The organism is Stenotrophomonas sp. 112478_Sma (assembly GCF_056479905.1).
On record NZ_CM151072.1, the window covers coordinates 985,412 to 1,006,410 of the forward strand.

The 20,999-nt window shown below is 67.1% G+C and carries 22 protein-coding genes and 1 pseudogene; 4 read left to right on the plus strand and 19 right to left on the minus strand.

The annotated features are described in order from the left end of the window. Positions 1–116: 116 nt before the first annotated feature. From ACZK08_RS04635 to ACZK08_RS04675, 9 genes are all read right to left on the minus strand, one after another. The gene (locus tag ACZK08_RS04635) at positions 117–635 is read right to left on the minus strand and encodes a DUF2271 domain-containing protein (RefSeq protein WP_065182424.1); all 519 of its coding nucleotides are present in this window, start codon (positions 633–635) and stop codon (positions 117–119) included. Positions 636–666: 31 nt separating this feature from the next. Beyond that, complete coding sequence (locus ACZK08_RS04640; RefSeq protein ID WP_065182423.1) at positions 667–1,305, minus strand: PepSY-associated TM helix domain-containing protein; 639 nt, start codon at positions 1,303–1,305, stop codon at positions 667–669. Positions 1,306–1,421: 116 nt separating this feature from the next. Further along, positions 1,422–3,842 (minus strand): TonB-dependent receptor domain-containing protein, encoded by a 2,421-nt coding sequence (locus tag ACZK08_RS04645; protein ID WP_065182422.1) that lies wholly within the window; start codon positions 3,840–3,842, stop codon positions 1,422–1,424. 147 nt (positions 3,843–3,989) lie between these two features. Further along, a complete protein-coding gene (locus ACZK08_RS04650) occupies positions 3,990–4,388 on the minus strand; it encodes a hypothetical protein (protein WP_065182421.1) in 399 nt (132 codons plus the stop codon). 165 nt (positions 4,389–4,553) lie between these two features. Beyond that, positions 4,554–5,231 (minus strand): Fe2+-dependent dioxygenase, encoded by a 678-nt coding sequence (locus ACZK08_RS04655; protein ID WP_065182420.1) that lies wholly within the window; start codon positions 5,229–5,231, stop codon positions 4,554–4,556. 51 nt (positions 5,232–5,282) lie between these two features. Continuing rightward, a complete protein-coding gene (locus ACZK08_RS04660; protein WP_065182419.1) occupies positions 5,283–7,607 on the minus strand; it encodes a catecholate siderophore receptor Fiu in 2,325 nt (774 codons plus the stop codon). Between the two features lie 142 nt (positions 7,608–7,749). Then, positions 7,750–8,142: a hypothetical protein gene (locus ACZK08_RS04665; RefSeq protein WP_065182418.1), complete on the minus strand. Its 393-nt coding sequence runs from the start codon at positions 8,140–8,142 to the stop codon at positions 7,750–7,752. 150 nt (positions 8,143–8,292) lie between these two features. Then, positions 8,293–8,625 carry a non-heme iron oxygenase ferredoxin subunit gene (locus ACZK08_RS04670; protein ID WP_053516647.1) on the minus strand — a complete coding sequence of 111 codons (333 nt, stop codon included), beginning with the start codon at positions 8,623–8,625 and terminating at the stop codon, positions 8,293–8,295. Further along, positions 8,622–9,161 (minus strand): GNAT family N-acetyltransferase, encoded by a 540-nt coding sequence (locus tag ACZK08_RS04675; protein ID WP_065182417.1) that lies wholly within the window; start codon positions 9,159–9,161, stop codon positions 8,622–8,624. Before ACZK08_RS04675 ends, ACZK08_RS04670 begins: the two co-directional genes overlap by 4 nt. A 208-nt stretch (positions 9,162–9,369) precedes the next feature. Between ACZK08_RS04675 and ACZK08_RS04680 the strand changes: the two genes are divergently transcribed. Then, positions 9,370–10,020: a transposase gene (locus ACZK08_RS04680; protein ID WP_065182416.1), complete on the plus strand. Its 651-nt coding sequence runs from the start codon at positions 9,370–9,372 to the stop codon at positions 10,018–10,020. 175 nt (positions 10,021–10,195) lie between these two features. Here ACZK08_RS04680 and ACZK08_RS04685 read toward each other — a convergent pair whose 3' ends face one another. From ACZK08_RS04685 to ACZK08_RS04705, 5 genes are all read right to left on the minus strand, one after another. Then, a complete protein-coding gene (locus tag ACZK08_RS04685; RefSeq protein ID WP_065182415.1) occupies positions 10,196–11,452 on the minus strand; it encodes a cysteine desulfurase in 1,257 nt (418 codons plus the stop codon). Beyond that, positions 11,449–12,711, minus strand: coding sequence for a Fe-S cluster assembly protein SufD (sufD, locus tag ACZK08_RS04690; protein ID WP_065182414.1), 1,263 nt, complete (start codon positions 12,709–12,711; stop codon positions 11,449–11,451). Before sufD ends, ACZK08_RS04685 begins: the two co-directional genes overlap by 4 nt. Next, positions 12,711–13,475: a Fe-S cluster assembly ATPase SufC gene (sufC, locus tag ACZK08_RS04695; protein ID WP_053516654.1), complete on the minus strand. Its 765-nt coding sequence runs from the start codon at positions 13,473–13,475 to the stop codon at positions 12,711–12,713. The genes sufD and sufC overlap by 1 nt, the downstream gene beginning before the upstream one ends. Positions 13,476–13,540: 65 nt before the next feature. Beyond that, positions 13,541–15,016: a Fe-S cluster assembly protein SufB gene (sufB, locus tag ACZK08_RS04700; RefSeq protein ID WP_065182413.1), complete on the minus strand. Its 1,476-nt coding sequence runs from the start codon at positions 15,014–15,016 to the stop codon at positions 13,541–13,543. A gap of 18 nt (positions 15,017–15,034) precedes the next feature. After that, on the minus strand, positions 15,035–15,490 hold the full coding sequence (locus ACZK08_RS04705; protein WP_053516656.1) for an SUF system Fe-S cluster assembly regulator: 456 nt from the start codon (positions 15,488–15,490) through the stop codon (positions 15,035–15,037). A gap of 214 nt (positions 15,491–15,704) precedes the next feature. On the opposite strand from ACZK08_RS04705, the gene ACZK08_RS04710 reads away from it, so the two are divergent. Both ACZK08_RS04710 and ACZK08_RS04715 read left to right on the plus strand, forming a co-directional pair. Continuing rightward, positions 15,705–16,172 (plus strand): SET domain-containing protein, encoded by a 468-nt coding sequence (locus tag ACZK08_RS04710; protein ID WP_053516698.1) that lies wholly within the window; start codon positions 15,705–15,707, stop codon positions 16,170–16,172. A 132-nt stretch (positions 16,173–16,304) separates the two neighbouring features. Continuing rightward, positions 16,305–16,847, plus strand: coding sequence for a type 1 glutamine amidotransferase domain-containing protein (locus tag ACZK08_RS04715; protein WP_065182412.1), 543 nt, complete (start codon positions 16,305–16,307; stop codon positions 16,845–16,847). A 68-nt stretch (positions 16,848–16,915) separates the two neighbouring features. Here ACZK08_RS04715 and ACZK08_RS04720 read toward each other — a convergent pair whose 3' ends face one another. The 4 genes and pseudogenes from ACZK08_RS04720 to ACZK08_RS04735 form a co-directional block, all read right to left on the minus strand. Then, positions 16,916–17,512 carry a YceB family lipoprotein gene (locus ACZK08_RS04720; protein WP_065174554.1) on the minus strand — a complete coding sequence of 199 codons (597 nt, stop codon included), beginning with the start codon at positions 17,510–17,512 and terminating at the stop codon, positions 16,916–16,918. Positions 17,513–17,589: 77 nt separating this feature from the next. Then, a pseudogene (locus ACZK08_RS04725) lies at positions 17,590–18,130 on the minus strand (hypothetical protein). A 55-nt stretch (positions 18,131–18,185) separates the two neighbouring features. Continuing rightward, positions 18,186–18,494 (minus strand): DUF3861 family protein, encoded by a 309-nt coding sequence (locus tag ACZK08_RS04730; RefSeq protein ID WP_053516660.1) that lies wholly within the window; start codon positions 18,492–18,494, stop codon positions 18,186–18,188. 297 nt (positions 18,495–18,791) lie between these two features. Then, the gene (locus ACZK08_RS04735) at positions 18,792–19,190 is read right to left on the minus strand and encodes an HU family DNA-binding protein (RefSeq protein WP_053516661.1); all 399 of its coding nucleotides are present in this window, start codon (positions 19,188–19,190) and stop codon (positions 18,792–18,794) included. Between the two features lie 371 nt (positions 19,191–19,561). Between ACZK08_RS04735 and ACZK08_RS04740 the strand changes: the two genes are divergently transcribed. Then, entirely contained in the window at positions 19,562–19,993 is a 432-nt protein-coding gene (locus ACZK08_RS04740) for an OsmC family protein (protein ID WP_053516662.1), read from the plus strand. 46 nt (positions 19,994–20,039) lie between these two features. On the opposite strand, the gene ACZK08_RS04745 is transcribed toward ACZK08_RS04740, so the two are convergent. Continuing rightward, positions 20,040–20,918 (minus strand): PhzF family phenazine biosynthesis protein, encoded by an 879-nt coding sequence (locus ACZK08_RS04745; RefSeq protein ID WP_065182410.1) that lies wholly within the window; start codon positions 20,916–20,918, stop codon positions 20,040–20,042. Positions 20,919–20,999: the final 81 nt, after the last annotated feature.

Below are 20,999 nucleotides of genomic sequence, written 5' to 3' on the forward strand. Positions count from 1 at the left end.
GCGGAAGACTCCAGGGACGTTGGAAGGGTGGGGTCAGAGCCCTTCCTGTGGAAGGGGGCCGACCCCGGGGTCGGACCCCTTTCCAACGGAAAGGGCTCTGACCCCGGCTCAGGCGGTTACGGTTTGATGGCGAGGGTGACCTGGCCCAGTTCGGTGGCGCCCTGCGCCTTGCCGTTCTGTGCGGCGGTGGCCGGCCAGGTGAAGGGGATCTTCAGCAGTTCGCGGCCACCGACTTCGCGCACCGCTTCCACCACCAGGGTGTAGTTGCCCGGGGCCAGCTGCTTCAGCGCCGGCTGCTTGTCGTTGAACGACAGCGCGTGCTTGCCGGCCGGGCGGGTCGGGCCGGTCACGCCGTCCACCGGCACCTGCAGGGTGCGGCCGCTCTTGCGCCACCACTGGCGCAGGTCGGGCAGCCACTTGGTGCCATGGCCTTCGCTGTTGCTGGTCTGCTGGTACCAGACCGACAGGTTGGCCGCGACTTTCTGGTCGGCGCCTTCCAGCCACACCGCTACGTAGGGACGGTGATACTCGGCGACATTGAGCTTGGGCACCTCGACGTTGATGTCGAGCGTGGCGGCATAGGCCGGCGAGGTGGCCAGCAGGCCGCTGAGGGCGATGGTCAGGGTGACGCGCATGGGGCGGCTCCGGTGAAGGGGATTCGATGGTTCAGTGGATCAGCAGCAGGGCGATCAACAGCGGGATCATCAGGCCGAGGCCGACCAGCGGCCAGGTCATGCGCCGCTGCCGTGCATGCAGGTGCAGCAGAAACAGGCCGGTGATGCAGAACACCAGGCAGGCCACGGCGAACAGGTCCAGGAACCAGCCCCACGCCGGGCCCGCGTTGCGCCCCTTGTGCAGGTCGTTGAGGTAGGACACCACGCCGCGGGAGGTTGATTCGTATTCCACCGCGCCGGTTTCGCGATCGATGCTGAGCCAGGCGTCGCCGCCGGGTCGCGGCAACGACAAGTAGATCTCCTCGGCCGACCACTCGGCCGGGCGACCGCCGATGGCGATGCCCAGCTGCGTATCCAGCCATTGCCGGGCCGGGCGGGGGATCGGCGCGTGGCCGTCCTCGCGCGTGCCGAGCTGGCCGAGCAGATCGGCCGGCAGTTGCAGTTGCTGGTTCTGCACCTCGGGCTTGGCCTCGATCTTCGCTGCGTGGTTGAGGGTCAGGCCGGTCACCGCGAACAGCAGCATGCCGATCAGGCACACCGCCGAGCTGATCCAGTGCCACTGGTGCAGCGTCCGCAGCCAGAAGCCGCGGCTCTGTTGCTGCTGCACGTTGGAGGGAACGGAACGGCTCACGACGGGGATTCAGGACGGATGCGGACTGCGCATTACATCATTGATGAGAATAGCTCGCAATTGCGTATCGTTCTGTATCCCGGTACCGGCCACGGCCGGCACCGGGCAGGGTCGCCTCAGAACCTCGCGTTGAGCGAGATCCAGTAGCTGCGGCGCTGGTCCTTGGTCGCGTAATCGTCCACGCAGCTGAACTCGCTCTGGCTGATCAGCAGGCACGACTGCGAGACGAAGTCCTTGTCGAGCAGGTTGTTGACGCGTGCGTTGACGGTCAGCCATGCGTTGGCCTTCCAGCTGCCGCCGAGGTGGAAGATCGTGTAGTCCTCGTAGACGCGGTCGTGGCTGTTGCCGGCCGCATCGAGGATCGTATCGCGGTAGCGGTCGTAGCGGCCTTCTCCTATCAGCGACAGACTGACCGCGTCGCTGACCTGCCAGTTGAGGCTGGCGTTGGCCATATGCCGGGCCGGCATGGTGCCACTGATCGGCAGTCCCTTCTGCGGGCCACTGGTCTGTTCGCTGCGGGTCCAGGTGTAGTTGCCCCGCAGCTGCAGGGTTTCCAGCAGATCGACGTGCGCGGCCAGTTCGGCGCCACGGGTTTCGGCCTTGTCGATGTTCACGCTCTGGGTGAAGGTGCTGTAGCCCAGCGAGGCCCAGCCCGGCCCGATGTCCACGCAGTAGCCGCTGCCGGCCGGAGCCACCTCGCAGTTCGGGAAGGTGCCGCCGCTGGCGATCTTGTCGTCGAACCGGTTGAAGAAGCCGGTGACGTTGAAGCCCCAGCGCTGGCCTTCGTAGTAGGCAGCCAGCTCGTAGTTGGTGCTGGTTTCCGGCTTGAGGTTCGGCGAACCGACCAGCGGCAGCACGCCCTGCCCACCGAAGCCGGTGATGCCCGGGAACAGCTGGTCCGGGCGCGGGGTCTTGTAGCCGGTGCTGACACCGCCCTTGAAGGTCCATGCGTCGCTCGCATTCCACACCAGGTAGCCGCGCGGGCTGACATGGCTGCCGAACACGTTGTGGTCGTCGTAGCGCAGGCCGAAGGTCGCCGTGAGGGTATCGGTCAGTGCCCAGTTGTCCTCCGCGAACAGGGCCCACATGCGGTGCTTCTGCCGGGTGTTGCTGCGGTAGCCGGCGCCATCCATGCCGAACACGCCGTCGACCATGTCGGTGTCGTTGTACTGTCCGCCAACGGTCAGTTTGTGCGCGCCGAAATCGAGGTCGAGCATCGTGTCGAGCACGTAACCCTCAAGCTCCATCGTGCGCAGCGGACGTGGCAGGAACGCCTGCAGGCGCGCCATCTCGCTCGGGTCGAGGGCAGACAGCGCATTGCCACGACCGGCCGCACAGTTGTTGGCGGCGCCGGTGCGGCGGCAGACGTCATTCCACAGCGTCTGCAGGTTGGCGCGCTCGTCCAGGGTCAGTGGCAGCGAACGGCCGAGGTTGCTGCTCTTGCTGTGGGTCAGCGAGGTCTGCCAGGTGCCGAAGCTGTAGCGGCCCTGATGGGTCAGCGATACCTGGTCACGCTCATAGCGCTGGTAGGCGGTGTAGCCCACGCGCGGCTGCACCACGCGGCGGGTGATGGTGCCGCCGCCATCCGGATCGGGGATGACCGCATTGCCGACGCGCCACAGGCTGGCCAGGCTGTCGAGCGTGCCGGTCTGGCCCTCGCTGTTGTCGTACTTCTGCCGCGACACGTCGTAGTCCAGCCACAGTTCGTGGTCGTCATTGACGTGGACGTTCAGGCGCACGCCCGTGTTCCAGTTGGTGTTGGCCACCGACTTGCCGCCACCTCCGAAGCCGATGCTGCGTTCCCACAGGGTGCCATCGGGCAACGGCAGCGCATCCCATTCCGGATTGGACGCCTTCGCATCGTAGTAGCTGCCGCGCACGGACAGGCCCAGGCGGTCCTTCAGCAGCGGACCACTCAGGTACACGTCGGTGCTGCGGGCATCGCCGAACTGGTCGTCCTGCTGCACGGTGAAGCCCTGGGTCAGCGCGCCGTGCCAGCTGTCCTGGTTGCGGCGGGTGATGATGTTGATGACACCGCCCATCGCATCCGAGCCGTACAGCGTGGACATCGGGCCGCGCACCACTTCGATGCGCTCGATCGCATCCAGCGGCGGCAGGTAGGAGAACTGTCCGCCACCGAAGTTGTTGGGATACAGCTGGCCGACGTTGCTCTGGCGGCGGCCGTCGATCAGTACCAGGGTGTATTCCGAGGGCAGGCCACGCATGGAGACGGTGGCGCGGCCATTCTTGTCGGTGGCTTCCAGGCCGACGTCGATGCCTTCCACATCGCGCAGCGCATCGACCAGGCTGGTGTAGGGGCGCTTGCTCAGTTCCTCGCGGCTGACCACGCTGATGCTGGCCGGGGCATCGGTGATCTTCTGTTCGAAGCCGGAGGCGGTGACGACCACCTTGTCCAGGGTCTGCGGCGCTCCGGCGATCTCTGCATGGGCGAAAGCTGGGGCCGCCATCGCCGCCAGCACGGCGCTGGTCAGCAGGGGGCGGGACAGGGACGAACGGACACGATGGCGCTGGGCCATGGCAGATACCTCGAAGGATGTAAGGCAGCGCGATGCCGGGTGCGGAGCGCACACGGCAGGCAGGGAAAGCCCGGTCAGGGGCGGCAGGGAAGAAGCAGTCAGCGGCGTGTGGACGCGACCGCGCAGGCGGTCACGTCGGGCCGTGGATCAGGCGAGCGGCGGCGCCTGACCGCGTTGCTGGCGACGCCCGGGCGCGTCGGCCCAAGGCGTGTCCGGAGCGGCCAGTGGCCAGTCCGGGCGCACACCGGACATGGCCGGCGTGACGGGTACGAGTTCAAGTTCGGTACGCAGCCACTGGCTGGCCAGCAGCAGCGGCGGCGCCTTCTCGGCCGCTTTTACCGGGGCGGAGGCACAGCGGCGCAGCTTGGCCGGGGCTTCTTCCTGCAACGGGCCTTCGCCGCCACGTTCTTCCAGCGGCATCTGCAAGGTCATCGCTGTGGCCGGGTGCGGCAGCAGCGGCAGGGTGCCCAGCAGCAACGCCAGCATCGCCACCCATGCCAGCAGGCTGGCCAGCGCGGGACGCTGGCCGCGCATGGCGGTGCCCATCTTGCGATGGATGAGTGGGCGAGGGCGGAGCGGGCGCAGCAAGCGGGGGTCCCCAGATGGTTTGCCGGCAACGGCCAGCATCAACGGGGCGTGATTGTAATGAGAGCTGTTAGCGGATGCAAATGAGAATGATTGCTAAAATGTAGGGGCGCGGCCTGGAGTGGCTCAGACCTCGCTCCAGCGTCGCAGCAAGTTGTGATACACGCCGGTCAGCTGCAGCACCGCATCAGCGTCGCCTCCGGTCTGCCGCAGGCGCTCGATGGACGTGTCCATTTCCCACAGCAGGCGACGCTGTACATCGTCGCGGATCATGCTCTGCACCCAGAAGAACGACGCCACGCGCGCGCCCCGGGTAACAGGATTGACCTGGTGCAGGCTGCTGGAGGGATAGACGATCAGGTCGCCGGCTGGCAGCTTCACCTCGTGCTCGCCGTAGGTGTCGCTGATGATCAGCTCGCCGCCGTCGTACTCGTCCGGCGCCGACAGGAACAGGGTGCAGGAGATGTCCGAGCGCAGCTGCTCGCCGTTGCCCAGGTTCATCACTGCGCCATCGACGTGGAAGCCGTAGGTGCCGCCGCCGCGGTAGCGGTTGAAGCGTGGGGGCAGGATCTTCAACGGCAGTGCCGCAGCGAAGAACAGCGGGCTGCGCCGCAGTGCGGCGAGCACGCCGGCACCCAGCTCGGCTTTCACCGGTGACGCGTCCGGCAGCTGTTCGTTGTGCTTCACCTGCGCACCCTGGGCACCCACGGTCTCGCGGCCATCGGTCCAGTCCGCGGTGTCCAGTTGCTTGCGGACCTGTGCCACTTCATCAGCGGTGAGCACGTTGGGAATGTGCAGCAGCATGGTGTCGTCTCGTCGTTGCGCGGGGGAGCCGGGCTCCCCCGCGCCAGGACATCAGAAGCGGATGTCCGCGCTGAGCAGGAAGGTGCGCGGGGCACCCGGGGTGTAACGGTAGCCGCTCTTGTTGATGCTGGCCACGTAGGCCTTGTCGAACAGGTTGTAGCCGTTCAAGCGCAGCGAGATGTTCTCGTTGACCGCCCACGACACCACGGCGTCGTACACCACGTAGGACTTGGTGAATGACGGCGTGCCGACAGCACCGTCGGTGCCACGATGCATGCCGGCGGCGTAGCGCACGCCACCCCCGACGGTGATGCCGTGGGCCAGCGTGTAGCTGGTCCAGCCGGTGAACGTATCGTCCGGCGTGTACGTCAGGTTGGTGGTGCCGTCGGCAGCGACCTTGGCGCCTTCCTTCACTTCGGTGTCGAGGTGGCTGAAACCGGCAGACACCGACCAGTTGTCGGTCAGGCGGCCCACGGCGGACAGCTCCACGCCCTTCACGCGCTTGCTGCCGGTCTGGGTCGGGTTGCCGGCCTCGTCGAGCACGGTGGTATTGATCTCGTTGTCGACGTCGGTCTGGAACAACGCCAGGTTGACGGCCAGTGCATCATCCAGGAATGCCCACTTGCTGCCGACCTCGAAGGTCTTGGCCTTCTGCGGGTCCAGCTTGGGGTTGTCGACGCTGCTGGCCGAGCTGCTCAGCTGGAAGTTGGCACCGCCCGGGGGCTGCTGCGAGATCGCGTAGTTGGCATACACGCTGACCGTGTCGCCCACCTTGTACAGCGCGCCCAGCTTCCAGTTCAACAGAGTGTCGGAGGCCTCCAGCGTGGGGTTGCGCAGCACGGTGCCGGCCGGATTGCTGCCGCAGGCGGGACCACTCCGGCCGCCGCAGACCGAGGCGCTGGCGTACTCGGTCTTGTAGTGGTCGGCACGCACGCCGGCAGTCAGCAGGAAGCTGTCGCCGAATGCCAGCGTGTCGAACAGATACGCCGAGGACGTGGTGGTCTTGCCGTGGGCATCGGCGCCGTTATGCGCCCAGGTCAGCCCGGTCACGTTCCAGTCCGGGTCGTACAGGTTCGCGGCAGGCCAGCTGGTGCCGCCGGTGGCCGCCTGGCCGTAGCTGTCCAGTTCTTCGCGGGTGAACTCCAGGCCTGCGCTCAGGGCATGGCCGATGGCGCCGGTGCTGAAGTCGGCCCGCAGGTTCAGCTGGTCGGTCAGGATGGTGTTGCGCTGGTCCTTGAAGGTCGGCAGGCTGCGCGCGATCGTGTAGGTCGAACGGTCGGCGGGGTTGGTGTAGCCGATGTTGCCGGTCGGACGACCATTGGCGCCGAGCGCGCCGGTACCCATGAACGCGGTGAGCAGGTAGTCCTGCTCGGTGCGGCCCCAACGCGCGGTATTGGTCAGGCGCACGCTGTCGTTGAAATCATGTTCGAAGCGGAACGTGGCCATCTTCGCGGTCACGTCGTCGTGGTCGGCACGGGTGCCGTAGAAGTTCTCCGGATCCACCGGATGCCCGGCCAGCGCTTCGAGCGTCGGCTGCGGCGTCCAGCCCGGCAGCCCCAGGGTCGGCACGCCGCCGTCGGGGACGTTGTCCTGCTTCACGTACAGCAGGTTGAGGTAGTAGCGGGTGGCCGTGCCCAGGCCGAACGCCAGCGACGGGGCCAGGCCCCAGCGCTTGTTCTGCACATGATCGCGGCCGGGCTGGTCGCTGTCCTGCCACATCGCGTTGACGCGCAGCGCGCTGGTCGCGCCCAGCGACTGGTTCCAGTCACCGGTCGTCCGGCGCTGCTGGTCACTGCCCAGCGAAACGCTGGCCGATGTGGCGTCCTGCAGGGTGGCCTGCTTGCTCACCAGGTTGATGGCGCCGGTCGGCGCCGAGCGACCATTGTCGGTCCCTGCTGGCCCCTTGGTCACTTCCACCTGTTCGATGTTGAACACGTCGCGCGAGATCGAGCCGAGGTCACGCACGCCATCGACGAACAGGCTGTTGGAGGTGTCGAAGCCGCGCATGAACAGCGCATCGCCGGTGGTGGTGTTGCCGTTCTCGCCGGCATAGAAGGTGCCCACGCCCGGACTATTGCGCAGCGCTTCGGTCAGGGTGGTGGCGCCCTGCTGGTTGAAGAGGTCGCTGGTGATGACCTGGATGGTCTGCGGGGTGTCCTGCAAGCGCTGGGTGAACTTCGGCGAGGCGACCTTGTCGGCCTTGTAGCCACGCGTGGCGTGCACGTCGATCTTGTCCAGCGTGCGGGCATTGTCGGTCGCTTCGGCGTGGGCCAGCGCGGGCAGCGTGGCCAGGCCGAGGCCGGCGGCCAGACTGGCGGTCGCCAGCGGCAGGTTGCGGAGTGGGGAGGCGTGCTTGCGGCTCTTGATCGGGTTCATGGGTCTGGGTGGGTAGCGGGACAGGAACGATCCGCCGGTGCCGGATGACGGCGCGGCAGGCAGGATCGGAAGCGGACTCGAAGCGGGATCGGAGGTGGAGGTCCGGGCAGCGCCGGACGCCCGGGCGCGGCCGGGGAGAGCGTCAGCTCAGCAGGGACGGAGGCGCCTGGCCGGGGGGGTGCTGGTAGCGTGACGGGAGCGCCGGGGCCGGGTAGGGTGACGGCGCGGTTGCCGGCACCGGTGGCGGCACTGGAAGCGGGCCACACAACTGCCGCAGCAGCGGGGACTTGATGCTCCGGCTGTCATCGGGCTCGGCTTCCACCCGTGGCATGGCCTGCTCGCGGGGCGGCGTGCCGAAAGGCGCTGCGGGCAGGCTGTCCTGCGCCTGCAGCGCCGGCGTGGTGACCAGCGAGCTGCGCGACCCTTCATGCAGCGCCGACCATCCCAGCAGCAGTGCCAGCAGCAGCGCAGCCAACAGCGGCCCGCCCGTGCGGGCAAGCTGGCAGAGCGTAGCGATGGGCGCGGGCGAGGCCATGGCGCGGCGATGGGCATTACGAAGATGTTACGTAGAGTAACAGCAACGATAATGATTCGCATCTCCGCTGTTGCGGGAGGTCTGTACCTGGCCACTCGCGGCCCTGTGGGCGCCTGCAGGGCCTTCCCGGGCGGGGGGCGGGCGCGCCGGTCAGTCTCGGTCGTCGCGGGTCCAGATGGCGTCGTGCTCGCGCTTGACCGGGAACTTGGGGACCGGGCTGTACGCGGGGGCACACAGGGCACGGCCATCACGCACGTCGAAGCGGGCACCGTGCAGCACGCACTCGACGCTGCCTTCGGTGGTGTTGAACTCGCCGGAGGACAACTCGAATTCCTCGTGCGTGCACTGGTCTTCCAGGGCATACAGCTCGCCGTCGAGGTTGAACACCACGATCGGCGTACCGGTAACCTCGTCGAACACGCTCTTCATTTCACCCGGCAGCAGGTCGCTGCCGGCGCAGACGAAGGTCCACGCGTCGCTCATGCGGGGGCTCCCACCAGCGGCTTTTCCAGGATCTCGAAGCGCAGATCGTCGCGCTTGGGAATGCCGAAGCGCTCGTCGCCGTAGGGGAACGGCTTCTTGATGCCGGTGCGGCGGTAGCCACGGCGCTCATAGAAGGCGATCAGTTCGTCGCGCACGTCGATCACGGTCATCTGCATCACCGGCACGCCCCATTCGCGCGCGGCGTGGGCTTCGGCCGCATCCATCAGCTGCTTGCCGACGCCGCCCCCCTGCTGGGCCGGATCGACCGAGAACATGCCGAAGTAGCCTTTGCCGTCTACATCGGCGACGTGGGCGCAGGCCACGAGGTGGCCCTCGCGCTCCGCCAGCAGGATGGTCGAGCGGGGACGGTCGAGGTCGGTCTGGATGCCTTCGGCATCGATGCGGGCGCCGTCCAGCAGGTCGGCTTCGGTGGTCCAGCCGACCCGGCTGGCGTCGCCCCGGTAGGCGGAGGTCACCAGCGAGATCAGGGCAGGGATATCGGCCGACGTAGCGGCGCGGAAGGTCAGGGTGCTCATGGCGCCATTCTAGGTGGGGCGTGGGCGGCCGCAAATGGGGACATGGGATCAGATCCCTTTCGCGCGGCGGAAGGGATCTGACCCCGGCGTCTACTGACCCAACGGAAGGCCATGGACCGACTGGCATGGGCACGGAACCGGCGGATGCTTGGGGTCAGATCCCTTTGCGCAGTGAAGGGCTCTGACCCCTTGTTTCCAGGAGGAGCCCATGCCAAGGCCACCACGGATCGATGCACCCGGATACCCGCAACATGTCGTCCAGCGCGGTAACAATCGCCAGCCCGTGTTCTTCACCGATGGCGACCGCGTCGCCTACCTGCGCCTGCTGAGTCACCACGGGGGCCAGCAACAGTGCCGGATTCACGCGTATGTGCTGATGGACAACCACGTCCACCTTCTGGTGACGCCTGATGTTTCCGGCGGGCTGTCGCGGATGATGCAGGCGGTGAACCGGACCTACGTGCGCCGGGTGAATGATCGGCAGGGCCGCACTGGAACCTTGTGGGAGGGGCGTTTCCATTCCACGCGGGTGGATACGGATCGCTATCTGCTGGCCTGCCAGCGCTACATCGAGCTCAACCCTGTCCGTGCGGGGAGGGTGGCGCGCCCGGGTGACTATCGCTGGTCGAGCTATCGGGCGAATGCTCAGGGCATGCCGAATGCGCTGCTTGAACCGCATTCGGCATTCGAGCTGATTGCCTTGGATCTGGATGAACGGCGCAGGCGCTATGCGGAGTTCATCGAGGAGGGTATTCCTGCCGCGGATGTGGCGGCGATCCGGCGAGCATTGCAGTCGCAACGGCAGTTGTCGGGAATGCTGATGGGGTCAGATCCCTTTCGCGGTGCGAAAGGGATCTGACCCCGGTGTGCTGGGCGGCGCAGGCGTTATGCGGAATTCGTTGCGCAGGGCATTCCTGCGGGTGATCTGGCGGAGATCCGGGGAGCATTGAAGTCGCAGCGACGGCTGTCGCGGATGCTGATGGGGTCAGATCCCTTTCGCGGTGCGAAAGGGATCTGACCCCGGGTATTCCGGGTCAGCCGAGCAACTTACGTACCTTGGTCAGCGCGGTCATGAACCGCTCGATCTCGGCGTGCGTGTTGTAGAACGCCAGCGAGGCACGGCAGGTGGCTGCGACACCGAAGTACTGCAGCAACGGATGTGCGCAGTGCTGGCCGGAACGCACGGCCACGCCTTCCAGGTCGAGCAGGGTGGCCAGGTCGTGTGCATGCGCGCCGTCGATCAGGAACGAGACCACGGCCGCCTTCTCCGGCGCTTCACCGATGATGCGCAGGCCTTCGACGCGGCGCAGCTCTTCGGTGAAGTGGGCGAGCAGCTCGGCTTCCCGCGCCTCCACGTGCTCCTGGCCGATGTCCTGCAGGTAGTCGGCGGCCACGCCCAGGCCGATGAAGCCGGCGATGTTCGGGGTGCCGGCCTCGAACTTGTGCGGGGCATCGTTGAACACGGTGCCGTCGAAGCTGACTTCCTTGATCATCTCGCCACCGCCGAGGAACGGCGGCATCGCATCCAGATGCTCGCGGCGTGCCCACAGGGCGCCGGTGCCGGTCGGTCCGCACATCTTGTGGCCGGTGATGGCATAGAAGTCGCAGCCGATCGCGGCGACGTCGACCTTGCGGTGTGGTGCGGCCTGCGAACCGTCCACCACCGTGATGATGCCGCGCTTGCGCGCCTCACGGCAGATCTCGCGCACCGGGTTGACCGTGCCGAGCACATTGGACACGTGGGTGACCGCCAGCAGCTTGACCTCGGGGGTCATGGCCGCACGCAGCGCATCCAGGTCGAGCGCGCCATCCGGGGTGATCTCGGCCACGCGGAGGGTGGCGCCGGTACGCTGCGCGACCAGCTGCCACGGCACGATGTTGGCGTGGTGCTCCATGCGCGAGACCAGGATCACATCACCGGACTTCAATCGCGGCAGCGCCCACGAGTACGCCACCAGGTTGATGGCGAAGGTGGTGCCGCTGCACAGCACCAGATCGCTGGGGCGCACGTTGAGGAAGCGCGCCAGTTTGTTGCGCGCACCTTCGTAGGCATCGGTGGCTTCGCTGCCCAGGGCATGCACCGCGCGGCTGACGTTGGCGTTGTAGCGGCGATAGAACTCATCCACCGCGCCGATCACCTGCACCGGTTTCTGGCCGGTGTTGGCGTTGTCGAAATAGACCAGCGGCTTGCCATGCACTTCACGCATCAGCAGCGGGAAGTCGAGACGCACGCGATCCCAGTCAGGGGCGCTGGCGCGTTCTTCGATCGGGCGCGGGGTGGAGAGATTCATGCCACACCCGCCTCGGCCAGGGCCTTGTCCAGGCGGCGTGCCAGCTGCTCGCGCAGCGCGTCAGGCAGTACCTTCAGCGGCTCATGGCAGAACGCGGCACTCAGCAGTGCCTGCGCCTGTGCCTGTGGCAGGCCACGCGAGCGCAGGTAGAACAGCGCGTTCGCGTCGAGCTGGCCGACGGTCGCACCGTGTGCGGCTTTCACTTCGTCGGCATCGATCACCAGCACCGGCTGGGTGTCGATCTCGGCGTCGGCCGACAGCAGCAGGTTCTTGTTGGACAGGTTCGCGTCGGTGCCGTCGGCGCCTTCGCGGATCTGGATGCCACCATGGAACACCACGCGGCTGCGGTTGGCGGCCACGCCGCGCCACAGCAGCTCGCTACGGGTATCGCGGGCGATGTGGTCGATGCCCAGGCGGGTATCGACGTGGCGGCGGCCATTGCCGAGCAGCACGCCATTGGCGGTCAGCTGCGCGTTGTCGCCCTCCAGGCGTACGTTCAGTTCATGGCGGCTGAGCGCGGCGCCCAGTTCCAGGTCCACGCGGTGATACTGAGCGTCACGGGCCAGCACCGCGTCGGTGCGCAGGATGCTGGTCTGGCGTGCGCTGCCGGCCTGCACGCGCGCATGCTTGAGCACGGCATCGCGCGCAACGTGGACGTGCAGCACGGTGTTGTCCAGGTGGGCAGAGTCACCGACGCTGAAGCGGTGTTCGACCACGCCCAGGCTGGCGCCGGCACGCAGTTCGATCAGGTGGCGGTGGTGCCAGGCCAGGTCGGTATCGCCGGCGACGCTGGCGAACACCAGCTGCAGCGGTGCCTCGACCTGCACGCCGTCGTCCACGCGCAGCACCGCGCCTTCATCGGCCAGGGCGGCATTCAGGCGGGCGAACACTTCGTCGCTGCGCTCGTAGCGGCGGCCGAGGAAACGCGCGGCATCCTCACCAGCGGCCAGCGCCGAGGACAGCGGTTCCAGCTGCACGCCGGCCGGCAGGCCGTGGGTGTCGCTCAGTGCGTCGCTGAGGCGGCCGTTGACGAACACCAGGCGCGGCGCGGGGATGTCTTCCAGCACGGCCACATCCAGCACCGGCGGCGACAGCGGCGCGGCGGCGAAGGCACGGCGCTCCAGCTGGCGCAGCGAGGTGTACTTCCAGGCTTCGTTGCGGGCGGCCGGCAGGCCATCACGCAGGGCCGCATCCAGCACTTCGCGGCGCGCATCGCTGCCGCAGAAGGCCTGGGCCATGGAATCAAGCAGGGCGCTCATCAGACCGCCGCCTCGGGCACGACCCGGTCCTTCAGGAAGTCATAGCCGTGCGCTTCCAGTTCCAGCGCCAGTTCCGGGCCACCGCTCTTGACGATGCGGCCGTCGGCCAGCACGTGCACCACGTCCGGCTTGATGTAGTCCAGCAGGCGCTGGTAGTGGGTGATGACCAGGAACGAACGGTCGGCGGCGCGCAGCGCATTGACGCCGTCGGCCACGCTCTTCAGCGCATCGATGTCCAGGCCCGAATCGGTTTCGTCGAGGATCGCCAGCTTCGGTTCCAGCACGGCCAGCTGGAAGATCTCGTTGCGCTTCTTTTCGCCACCGGAGAAGCCTTCGTTGACGCCACGGTGCAGCAGTTCGTCCTTCAGGTGCAGCACGGCCAGCTTCTGCCGTACCAGCTTGAGGAACTGCATGGAATCGAGTTCGTCCTCGCCGCGTGCCTTGCGCTGTGCGTTCAGTGCCGCGCGCAGGAAGTAGGTGTTGTTCACGCCCGGGATTTCCACCGGATACTGGAACGCCAGGAACAGGCCGGCAGCGGCGCGCGCTTCCGGGTCCTGGTCGAGCAGATCGACCCCGTCGAACCGGACGCTGCCCTCGGTCACTTCATAGCCGTCGCGGCCCGCCAGGACGTTGCCCAGGGTGGACTTGCCGGCGCCGTTCGGGCCCATGATGGCGTGCACCTGGCCGGGCTGGACGTCCAGCGAGAGGCCCTTGAGGATTTCCTTGTCGCCGATGCGGGCGTGGAGGTTTTCGATCTTCAGCATGGTGGGGATTTCCGTGAGGCGGGCCGCAGCCCGCCGATAAAAAGAATGCGTTGCGAGGGCAGGGCTCAGCCCACCGAACCTTCCAGCGAGACTTCCAGCAGCTTCTTGGCTTCCACTGCGAATTCCATCGGCAGCTCGCGGAACACCTGCTTGCAGAAGCCGTCGACGATCATCGACACCGCGTCTTCCTGGCTGATGCCACGGGCGCGGCAGTAGAACAGCTGGTCATCGGAAATCTTGGAGGTGGTGGCCTCGTGCTCGACGGTGGCGCCCGGGTTCTTCACCTCGATGTAGGGGAAGGTGTGGGCGCCGCACTGCTTGCCGATCAGCAGCGAATCGCACTGGGTATAGTTGCGTGCGCCCTCGGCATTGCGGTCGACCTTGACCAGGCCGCGGTAGGTGTTCTGGCCGCGGCCGGCGCTGATGCCCTTGCTGACGATCTTGCTCTTGGTGCGCTTGCCGACGTGGATCATCTTGGTGCCGGTGTCAGCCTGCTGGCGATGGTGGGTCAGCGCGACGGAGTGGAATTCGCCGACCGAGTCATCGCCCAGCAGCACGCAGGACGGATACTTCCAGGTGATCGCCGAGCCGGTCTCGACCTGGGTCCAGGTAACCTTGCTGCGTGCACCGCGGCACTCGGCGCGCTTGGTGACGAAGTTGTAGATACCACCGACGCCGTTCTCGTCGCCCGGATACCAGTTCTGCACCGTGGAGTACTTGATCTCCGCATCTTCCAGCGCCACCAGCTCGACCACCGCGGCGTGCAGCTGGTTCTCGTCGCGCATCGGCGCGGTGCAGCCTTCCAGGTAGGACACGTAGGCCTTGTCCTCGCACACGATCAGGGTGCGCTCGAACTGGCCGGTGTGGCCGGCGTTGATGCGGAAGTAGGTGCTCAGCTCCATCGGGCAGCGCACGCCCCTGGGAATGAACACGAAGCTGCCATCGGAGAACACCGCCGAGTTGAGCGCGGCGAAGTAGTTGTCACCGACCGGCACCACGGTACCCAGGTACTGGCGCACCAGTTCCGGATGTTCCTTGATGGCTTCGGACATCGAACAGAAGATGATGCCCTTCTCGGCCAGTTCCTTGCGGAACGTGGTGCCGACCGAGACCGAGTCGAACACCGCGTCCACCGCCACGCCGGCCAGCTTGGCGCGCTCGTGCAGCGGCACGCCCAGCTTGTCGTAGGTATCGAGCAGTTCCTTGGGCACGTCATCCAGCGAGGCGTACTTCGGGCCCTTCGGTGCCGAGTAATAGCTGAGCGCCTGCAGGTCGATCGGGGCGATCTGCAGCTTGGCCCAGTTCGGCATCGGCATCGTCAGGAAGTGGCGGTAGGCGTCCAGGCGCCACTGCGTCATCCATTCCGGCTCGTCCTTCTTGGCGGACAGCGCACGGATGGTGTCCTCGTCCAGGCCCGGGGGCAGCGAGTCCGATTCGATGTCCGTGACGAAGCCGGCCGAGTACTTGCGGCCGAGCTGCTCATGGATCTCGCGGTTGGGGGTGTCGTCGTGGGCGACGGTTTCGATGGTTTCGGTGGCCATGGGGGGGCTGCCTACGGATCAGGAGACGACGTCGACAGCGATGGTGCGGCGCTGTTCGTCATCGACAAGGGGAAGAGGGGGCAGGATCTGCGCCAGGCTGACATCGCGCAGGGCCTCGGAGACCACGTCGTTGATCAGCCGCCAGCTGCTGCGCGCGCCGCACTTGGGCGCCATGCCGCACTGGTGGTGGTCGTGGCTGCACTCGGTCAGGGCCAGCGGCCCTTCCATTGCTTCCACCACTTCGAACAGCGAGACCTCCACGGCGGGCCGGGTCAGCCGATAGCCGCCGCGGACGCCGCGCAGGCCCTCGACCAGGCCGGCCTGTGCCAGCGGCTTGAGGACCTTGCTGACGGTGGGCGGCTCCAGGCCGGTGAATTCGGCCAGCTCGGTGGCGCTGAGCACTTCGCCCGGACGGGCGGCGAGCACGGTCAGCACGACGGTGGCGTAATCGGTGAGTTTGGTGACGCGCAACATGGGGGATGCGAGCGGTTCTTAAAGCGGACTGAAATTGTACGCTTTTCTTCGCCGGCATCCAACCCGGGCATTCAGCCGGCGCTGGGAGACCCTGGCCGGGGCCGTTCACCCGCAGTCACGATCGGGGCGACATGCTGGAGCATCGGGACGATTTTCGCAATTGCCCGGAATGGGCGAGAATCCGGGTTCCTTTCGCTGCAAACAGCCCGTGCCGATGCCGAAGAAGATCCAAGCCCGCAAGTCCGCCATCCATGGCAACGGTGTGTTCGCCGTGGCCCCGATCAAGCAGGGCGAGCGCGTGATCCAGTACAAGGGCCTGCTGCGCAGCCATGGCGACGTCGATGCCGATGACAGCGGTGACGTCGAAAGCGGCCACACCTTCCTGTTCACCCTCAACGACGACTGGGTGATCGATGCCAATTACAAGGGCAACGATGCGCGCTGGATCAACCACAGCTGCGACCCCAACTGCGAGGCGGTGATCGAGGAAGATGCGGACGGCGACAGCCGTGGTGACAAGGTGTTCATCGAAGCGCTGCGCGATATCGCCGCCGGTGAGGAGCTGACCTACAACTACGGCATCGTCCTGGCCGAGCGCCATACGGCCAAGCTGAAGAAGATCTGGGAGTGCCGCTGCGGTTCCCCCAAGTGCACCGGCACCATGCTGCAGCCCAAGCGCTGACCGGCACCGGGTACGGCCGGCCGATCGCCGGCCGCATCGCGGACATGCACCTGCCATCGACACGCGGGTCACTCCGCTTCAATGCACGTTGCCGCACGCTGGGTACTCATCCTCACCAACGGGAGTGCACCCATGGCCCAGCGCCTCAAAGGCAGGCAGATCGCCATCCTGGCCACCCACGGCTTCGAGCAGTCCGAACTGATTGAACCCAAGCGCCTGCTTGAAGCGGAAGGCGCCCGGGTCAGCGTGATATCGCCGGCGAAGGAAGCCACCATTAAAGGCTGGAAAGAGAAGGACTGGGGCGAGGCGGTGGCGGTGGACATCCCCCTGAGCGAAGCCGACGCGGCAGGGTTCGATGCGCTGGTGTTGCCCGGTGGCGTGATCAATCCGGACACGCTTCGCACGGATCAGGCCGCCGTGGACTTCATCCGCGACCTGGCAGCGGCCGGCAAGCCGGTCGCGGCGATCTGCCACGGCCCCTGGCTGTTGATCAACAGTGATCTGGCCAACGGCCGCGAGGTCACCTCGTGGCCGTCACTGCAGCAGGATCTGCTCAACGCCGGTGCGCGCTGGCAGGATGCCGAAGTGGTGGTGGACGGCAATCTGATCACCAGCCGCAAGCCCGACGACATTCCCGCCTTCAGCGAGGCCGTCGTCCGCGCGCTGGCCGCCTGACGATTAGAAGCTGACATCGTCGCGTGCCCGGCCGCTGGACGCCGCCGGGCACCGTGTTGCAGCTCGGCTCAGTTGCCGAGCAGGCCCGCAGGCACCAGGTTGCCGAGGTTCTGGTTGAAGGTGACGACCAGCTTGCCGTTCTTCACCTGTGCCGATTGCACCTGCAGCGCACCGAGCATGCCGGCCACGGCCGGATCAAGCTTGTAGATCGGTTCACGCTGCGCATAGTCGCTCAACCAGGCATTGAGCAGCCCGCGGGTACGTGAATCGAGGCGGCCGCCCTGATTGGCCGGGGTGAAATCGTCCACGCTCGGCTGCTGCAGGTGGAAGCCCTGGGTCTGGGCGTCATAACGCAGGCCGCTGCTGAGCTTGACCGTACCGAGCTTGGCCGGACTGCCGCCGGCGGTGGCAAGCGCCACGTCCATGCCCAGGTTCAGGCGTTCGCCCGCGGGAAGGCTCAGTTGCGGATGGCTCATCGTCAGCGCGATCAGGCCGCCAAGTGCGTCCTGGGTACGCGGGAAACTGCCATCCAGGTACTGCTGCACGTCGCTGGCGCCAACCGAGAGTTCGCGGCCGGAAATCGAAGGTGCGGCCTGCGCGCCGATCGCAGCGGCGATCAGGACGGTGGCGGCGGCGAGGCGGGTCATCAGGGGACGCAGGCGCATGGCGGTGACCGGAAAGGACGGGGTGGCTACAGAGTAGCTTTGCAGGCTGAATCGAGCGTGCATGCCGTTGCAGCGGTTCAGTCCAAAGAGGGCCGCAGCTGCGCCGACTGGATCTGCCAGGCACTGCCGTCGGCGTTGGGCTGCACGCGATACCAGCCACCAAAGCGGAAGGTGCCGTCGGCGGTAACGGCGCGGACCTGGACCGGAACTTCCAGCAGCTGCGGCGGATGCTTGCCGTCGACGGCGACCGGCGTCTGGCTGCGCAGGCGCAGGGCGCGCACGTTGTCCAGCTGGCGCAGCGCGGCGTCATCCGCCCGCCGCGGATCGGCGGGGGGGAAGGTCCAGGCAGCGTCGCTCGCGGCGTGGTCGCGATTGAGCAGGTCGGTCATGTACCGGCTGAGCATGTCCCCGGGCGGCTCAGCGTCGTCAGCCACTGCGGCCAGCAACGGGAGGACGGTGGGTGGCCGCAGCGATGCAGCCTCATCGTCCGCGGCCGTCGGTTGCCGGTGTGCATCATCCGGTCTGGTGGCAACCGGGGCGGTGATATCCACTGCGCGGGGGCGACCGGGAACAGCCCAGCACGACCAGCGGCATCAGCAACAGCAGGGTCCTGCGCATGGTGCCTCCTCCCCGAGGCGACCTGGAGGACGGCAGTGTATCGACTACGGGGTCTTCAGCGGGAGGAGGGCAGCTGATCCAGCGCATCCAGCGCCGGCAGGACCTGGGCGGCGAGTGCGGCCAGTGCATGACCGTCGGTGTCGGCATGACGCTGCACGATGTCGCGCAGCAACTGGGTGGCGACCACCAGCGTGGCGCGCTCGTCGCCACTGAGTCCTGCGGTGCGCGGTGCCGCTTCGAGCAGTCGCATCAGGTCGCGACTGGCGCGATGTTCCAGTTCGATGGTGCAGCGCCCGGTGCACTGCAACCCGTCCTTTTCGATCGGAGTCACCGAGATCCGGTAGCGGGTGGAGGGGCTGGCCATGAGAGGTGCTCGCCGTTGCTGTGGGGGAATGTGCCCACCATAGGCAAGGCCGCCGCCGGCGGCGACGGCCGGCGCTGCACGCAGTGTTCCACCCGGTTGGACGAAGTGCGGGGGAAGCGTGGCCGCAGCCTTTGGTGGCGGGCCTGGGAGGCCGATTGCGCTGCTGGGGCAACGCTGTGTTGCGATGCCCGGCGCCGTGCCCGGAAGATGGTCGCTGCCTGCGCGGAACCGCGGGGACGCCAAAAAAAACGGGACGGCCTGGGCCGTCCCGTCATGCATCCGCCGAATGGCGCGCGCTTACAGCGCGGCGTCCTTCAGCTTCTTGAGCGGACGAACCTTCAGCTTGGTGGTGGCCGGCTTGGCGGCGAACCACTGCTCTTCCTTGGTGAACGGGTTGATGCCCTTGCGCTTCGGCTTGGCCGGCACATTGACGGTGGTGATCTTCAGCAGGCCCGGCAGGGTGAAGGAGCCAGCGCCCTTCTTGTGCACCGAAGAGGCGACAGCGCCTTCCAGCGAGGCCAGCACAGCGCGCACGTCCTTGGCGACAACGCCGGAGGCTTCAGCGATGTGTGCAACCAGGCCGGACTTGGTCAGCACTTCCTTGATCGGCTTCGGAGCGGCCGGCTTGGCGGCAGCCTTCGTCGCGACTTTCTTCACTGCCTTCTTCGGGGCAGCCTTCTTAGCGGTCTTTGCCATGGTTTCCTGTTCCGTGAACGGTTGGTTGTTTGGTCGGCGCCGAACCCCGTCGGCAAGCGCAATGTAGGGCAACTCTCGGGCGCCGCCAATAGCCCGGAGCGCGGAAAGTGCATGTTTTTTCATATCCAGGCCGATTCAGTACATGGCCGGCGGTAGGGGGCAGGGGCACCCGGAGGGGCAGGAAAGCGCCGGCCCTTTCGCCGGGTGGAAGTGCGAAACCGCTGAAAACAAGGGAAAAACGGCATGGCGCGGAGCTGGCGCGAAGCAACCGGAGCACGCGTGCCGGGCACGCTGCAATGCGGCAGAGCGACGCAGGCATAACGTGCGCCATGCGAGGGTGACCGTTCATCACCGCCACACAGGAGCAGCAAATGGGAATCTCGCGACACGCCACCGCGCACTGGGAAGGCGATCTGAAGTCCGGCAAGGGACAGTTGAGCACGCCGCAGAGTGGCCTGCTGGACAAGACCCGCTATGGGTTCAACAGCCGTTTCGGCGAGGAGAAGGGCACCAACCCGGAAGAGCTGATCGCCGCCGCGCATGCCGGCTGTTTCACCATGGCGCTGTCGGCCAAGCTCGGCGAGGCCGGTTTCACTCCGACGTCGCTGGATACCGAGGCGAAGGTGGATCTGTCGATGGAAGGCGGCCCACAGCTTTCGCAGATCCGGCTGAAAGTGAAGGCCGTGGTGCCGGGGATCGATGCGACGCAGTTCCGTGCCATCGCCGACGATGCCAAGCAGAACTGCCCGGTGTCCAAGGCACTGAGCGCGGTGCCCATCAGCCTGGAGGCCGAGCTGGGCTGAGGTCGGTAGCGCCGGGCCATGCCCGGCGTCCCAGGGCAACCACCCATCACCAATCAAGGGTGCCGGCGATCACCGTCTGCACCTGACCGCCGGACCAGACCTCGCCGGCCTCGTCCACGCGCAGGGTCAGGCGTGCGTCATGCCCGACCTCCCGGCCCTGGCTGACGTCGAATGCCTCGCGGCCCCGCGGCAGAGCGCCGCGCAGGTCCAGCCATGCCGCGAGCACGGCGTTGGCGGCGCCGGAGGCGGCATCCTCGAAGCGGCGCCCGTTGCCGACGAACGCGCGCACGGCCAGATCGAAGCCTTCGTTGCCGTCGGCGAATGCATAGGCGAACACGCCCATGCTGTCGGTGGATTCGGCCAGCGCGGCCACCGCGTCCCAGTCCGGGCGCAGCGCGCGCAGGGCCGATTCATCGGCAACCTGGACCACCCACCAGCTGCGCCCGCCCTGCATGCGTGCTGGCGGCAACCGACCCAGTGGCCAGCCCTTCAGGGCCGCCTGCAGGCGCGGATCGTCCGCCTGCGCGGTTTCGGCCAGCTGCGCGCGCGGGGTGCGGATGGCAATGCGCTGTTGCGCGCCTTCGCCGCTGACCCGCAGCGGCAGCGCGCCGGCAATCCCGTCCTGCACCAGCAGGCCATCCACCGCCTCCGCCAGGCCCGCCTGCAGCACGGCATGCGCGGTGCCTACGCTGGGGTGGCCGGCAAACGGGACTTCCTTCTGCGGACTGAACATGCGCAGGCGGTAGCTGGTTCCCGCCGTCTGCGGCGGGAACACGAAGGTCGTCTCGGGCAACCGCGTCCAGCGGGCGATGGCCTGCATGGTGTCGTCGTCGAGTCCGTCGGCATCCAGCACCACGGCCAGCGGATTGCCGGCACCGGCGCGCGGGGAGAACACATCCAGTTGCAGGAAACGGCGTGCGGACATCAGTGACAACTCCAGGAAACGATGGGACGGTGGCGCGGGGCCATGCTCCGCGAGCGCGCAGCGCGGCGAGTCGCCGGGCCT

What these genes read in the sequence shown, in the direction of transcription:
- sufB (WP_065182413.1), bottom strand. Translation starts at nt 15,016, where the DNA reads ATGGCCACCGAAACCATCGAAACCGTCGCCCACGACGACACCCCCAAC.
- sufD (WP_065182414.1), bottom strand. Translation starts at nt 12,711, where the DNA reads ATGAGCGCCCTGCTTGATTCCATGGCCCAGGCCTTCTGCGGCAGCGAT.
- ACZK08_RS04685 (WP_065182415.1), bottom strand. Translation starts at nt 11,452, where the DNA reads ATGAATCTCTCCACCCCGCGCCCGATCGAAGAACGCGCCAGCGCCCCT.
- ACZK08_RS04655 (WP_065182420.1), bottom strand. Translation starts at nt 5,231, where the DNA reads ATGCTGCTGCACATTCCCAACGTGCTCACCGCTGATGAAGTGGCACAG.
- ACZK08_RS04705 (WP_053516656.1), bottom strand. Translation starts at nt 15,490, where the DNA reads ATGTTGCGCGTCACCAAACTCACCGATTACGCCACCGTCGTGCTGACC.
- ACZK08_RS04720 (WP_065174554.1), bottom strand. Translation starts at nt 17,512, where the DNA reads ATGCGCCTGCGTCCCCTGATGACCCGCCTCGCCGCCGCCACCGTCCTG.
- ACZK08_RS04730 (WP_053516660.1), bottom strand. Translation starts at nt 18,494, where the DNA reads ATGGCCAGCCCCTCCACCCGCTACCGGATCTCGGTGACTCCGATCGAA.
- ACZK08_RS04715 (WP_065182412.1), top strand. Translation starts at nt 16,305, where the DNA reads ATGGCCCAGCGCCTCAAAGGCAGGCAGATCGCCATCCTGGCCACCCAC.
- ACZK08_RS04670 (WP_053516647.1), bottom strand. Translation starts at nt 8,625, where the DNA reads ATGAGCGACGCGTGGACCTTCGTCTGCGCCGGCAGCGACCTGCTGCCG.
- ACZK08_RS04665 (WP_065182418.1), bottom strand. Translation starts at nt 8,142, where the DNA reads ATGGCCTCGCCCGCGCCCATCGCTACGCTCTGCCAGCTTGCCCGCACG.
- ACZK08_RS04660 (WP_065182419.1), bottom strand. Translation starts at nt 7,607, where the DNA reads ATGAACCCGATCAAGAGCCGCAAGCACGCCTCCCCACTCCGCAACCTG.
- ACZK08_RS04650 (WP_065182421.1), bottom strand. Translation starts at nt 4,388, where the DNA reads ATGGGCACCGCCATGCGCGGCCAGCGTCCCGCGCTGGCCAGCCTGCTG.
- ACZK08_RS04680 (WP_065182416.1), top strand. Translation starts at nt 9,370, where the DNA reads ATGCCAAGGCCACCACGGATCGATGCACCCGGATACCCGCAACATGTC.
- ACZK08_RS04675 (WP_065182417.1), bottom strand. Translation starts at nt 9,161, where the DNA reads ATGAGCACCCTGACCTTCCGCGCCGCTACGTCGGCCGATATCCCTGCC.
- ACZK08_RS04645 (WP_065182422.1), bottom strand. Translation starts at nt 3,842, where the DNA reads ATGGCCCAGCGCCATCGTGTCCGTTCGTCCCTGTCCCGCCCCCTGCTG.
- ACZK08_RS04740 (WP_053516662.1), top strand. Translation starts at nt 19,562, where the DNA reads ATGGGAATCTCGCGACACGCCACCGCGCACTGGGAAGGCGATCTGAAG.
- ACZK08_RS04735 (WP_053516661.1), bottom strand. Translation starts at nt 19,190, where the DNA reads ATGGCAAAGACCGCTAAGAAGGCTGCCCCGAAGAAGGCAGTGAAGAAA.
- ACZK08_RS04635 (WP_065182424.1), bottom strand. Translation starts at nt 635, where the DNA reads ATGCGCGTCACCCTGACCATCGCCCTCAGCGGCCTGCTGGCCACCTCG.
- ACZK08_RS04745 (WP_065182410.1), bottom strand. Translation starts at nt 20,918, where the DNA reads ATGTCCGCACGCCGTTTCCTGCAACTGGATGTGTTCTCCCCGCGCGCC.
- sufC (WP_053516654.1), bottom strand. Translation starts at nt 13,475, where the DNA reads ATGCTGAAGATCGAAAACCTCCACGCCCGCATCGGCGACAAGGAAATC.
- ACZK08_RS04710 (WP_053516698.1), top strand. Translation starts at nt 15,705, where the DNA reads ATGCCGAAGAAGATCCAAGCCCGCAAGTCCGCCATCCATGGCAACGGT.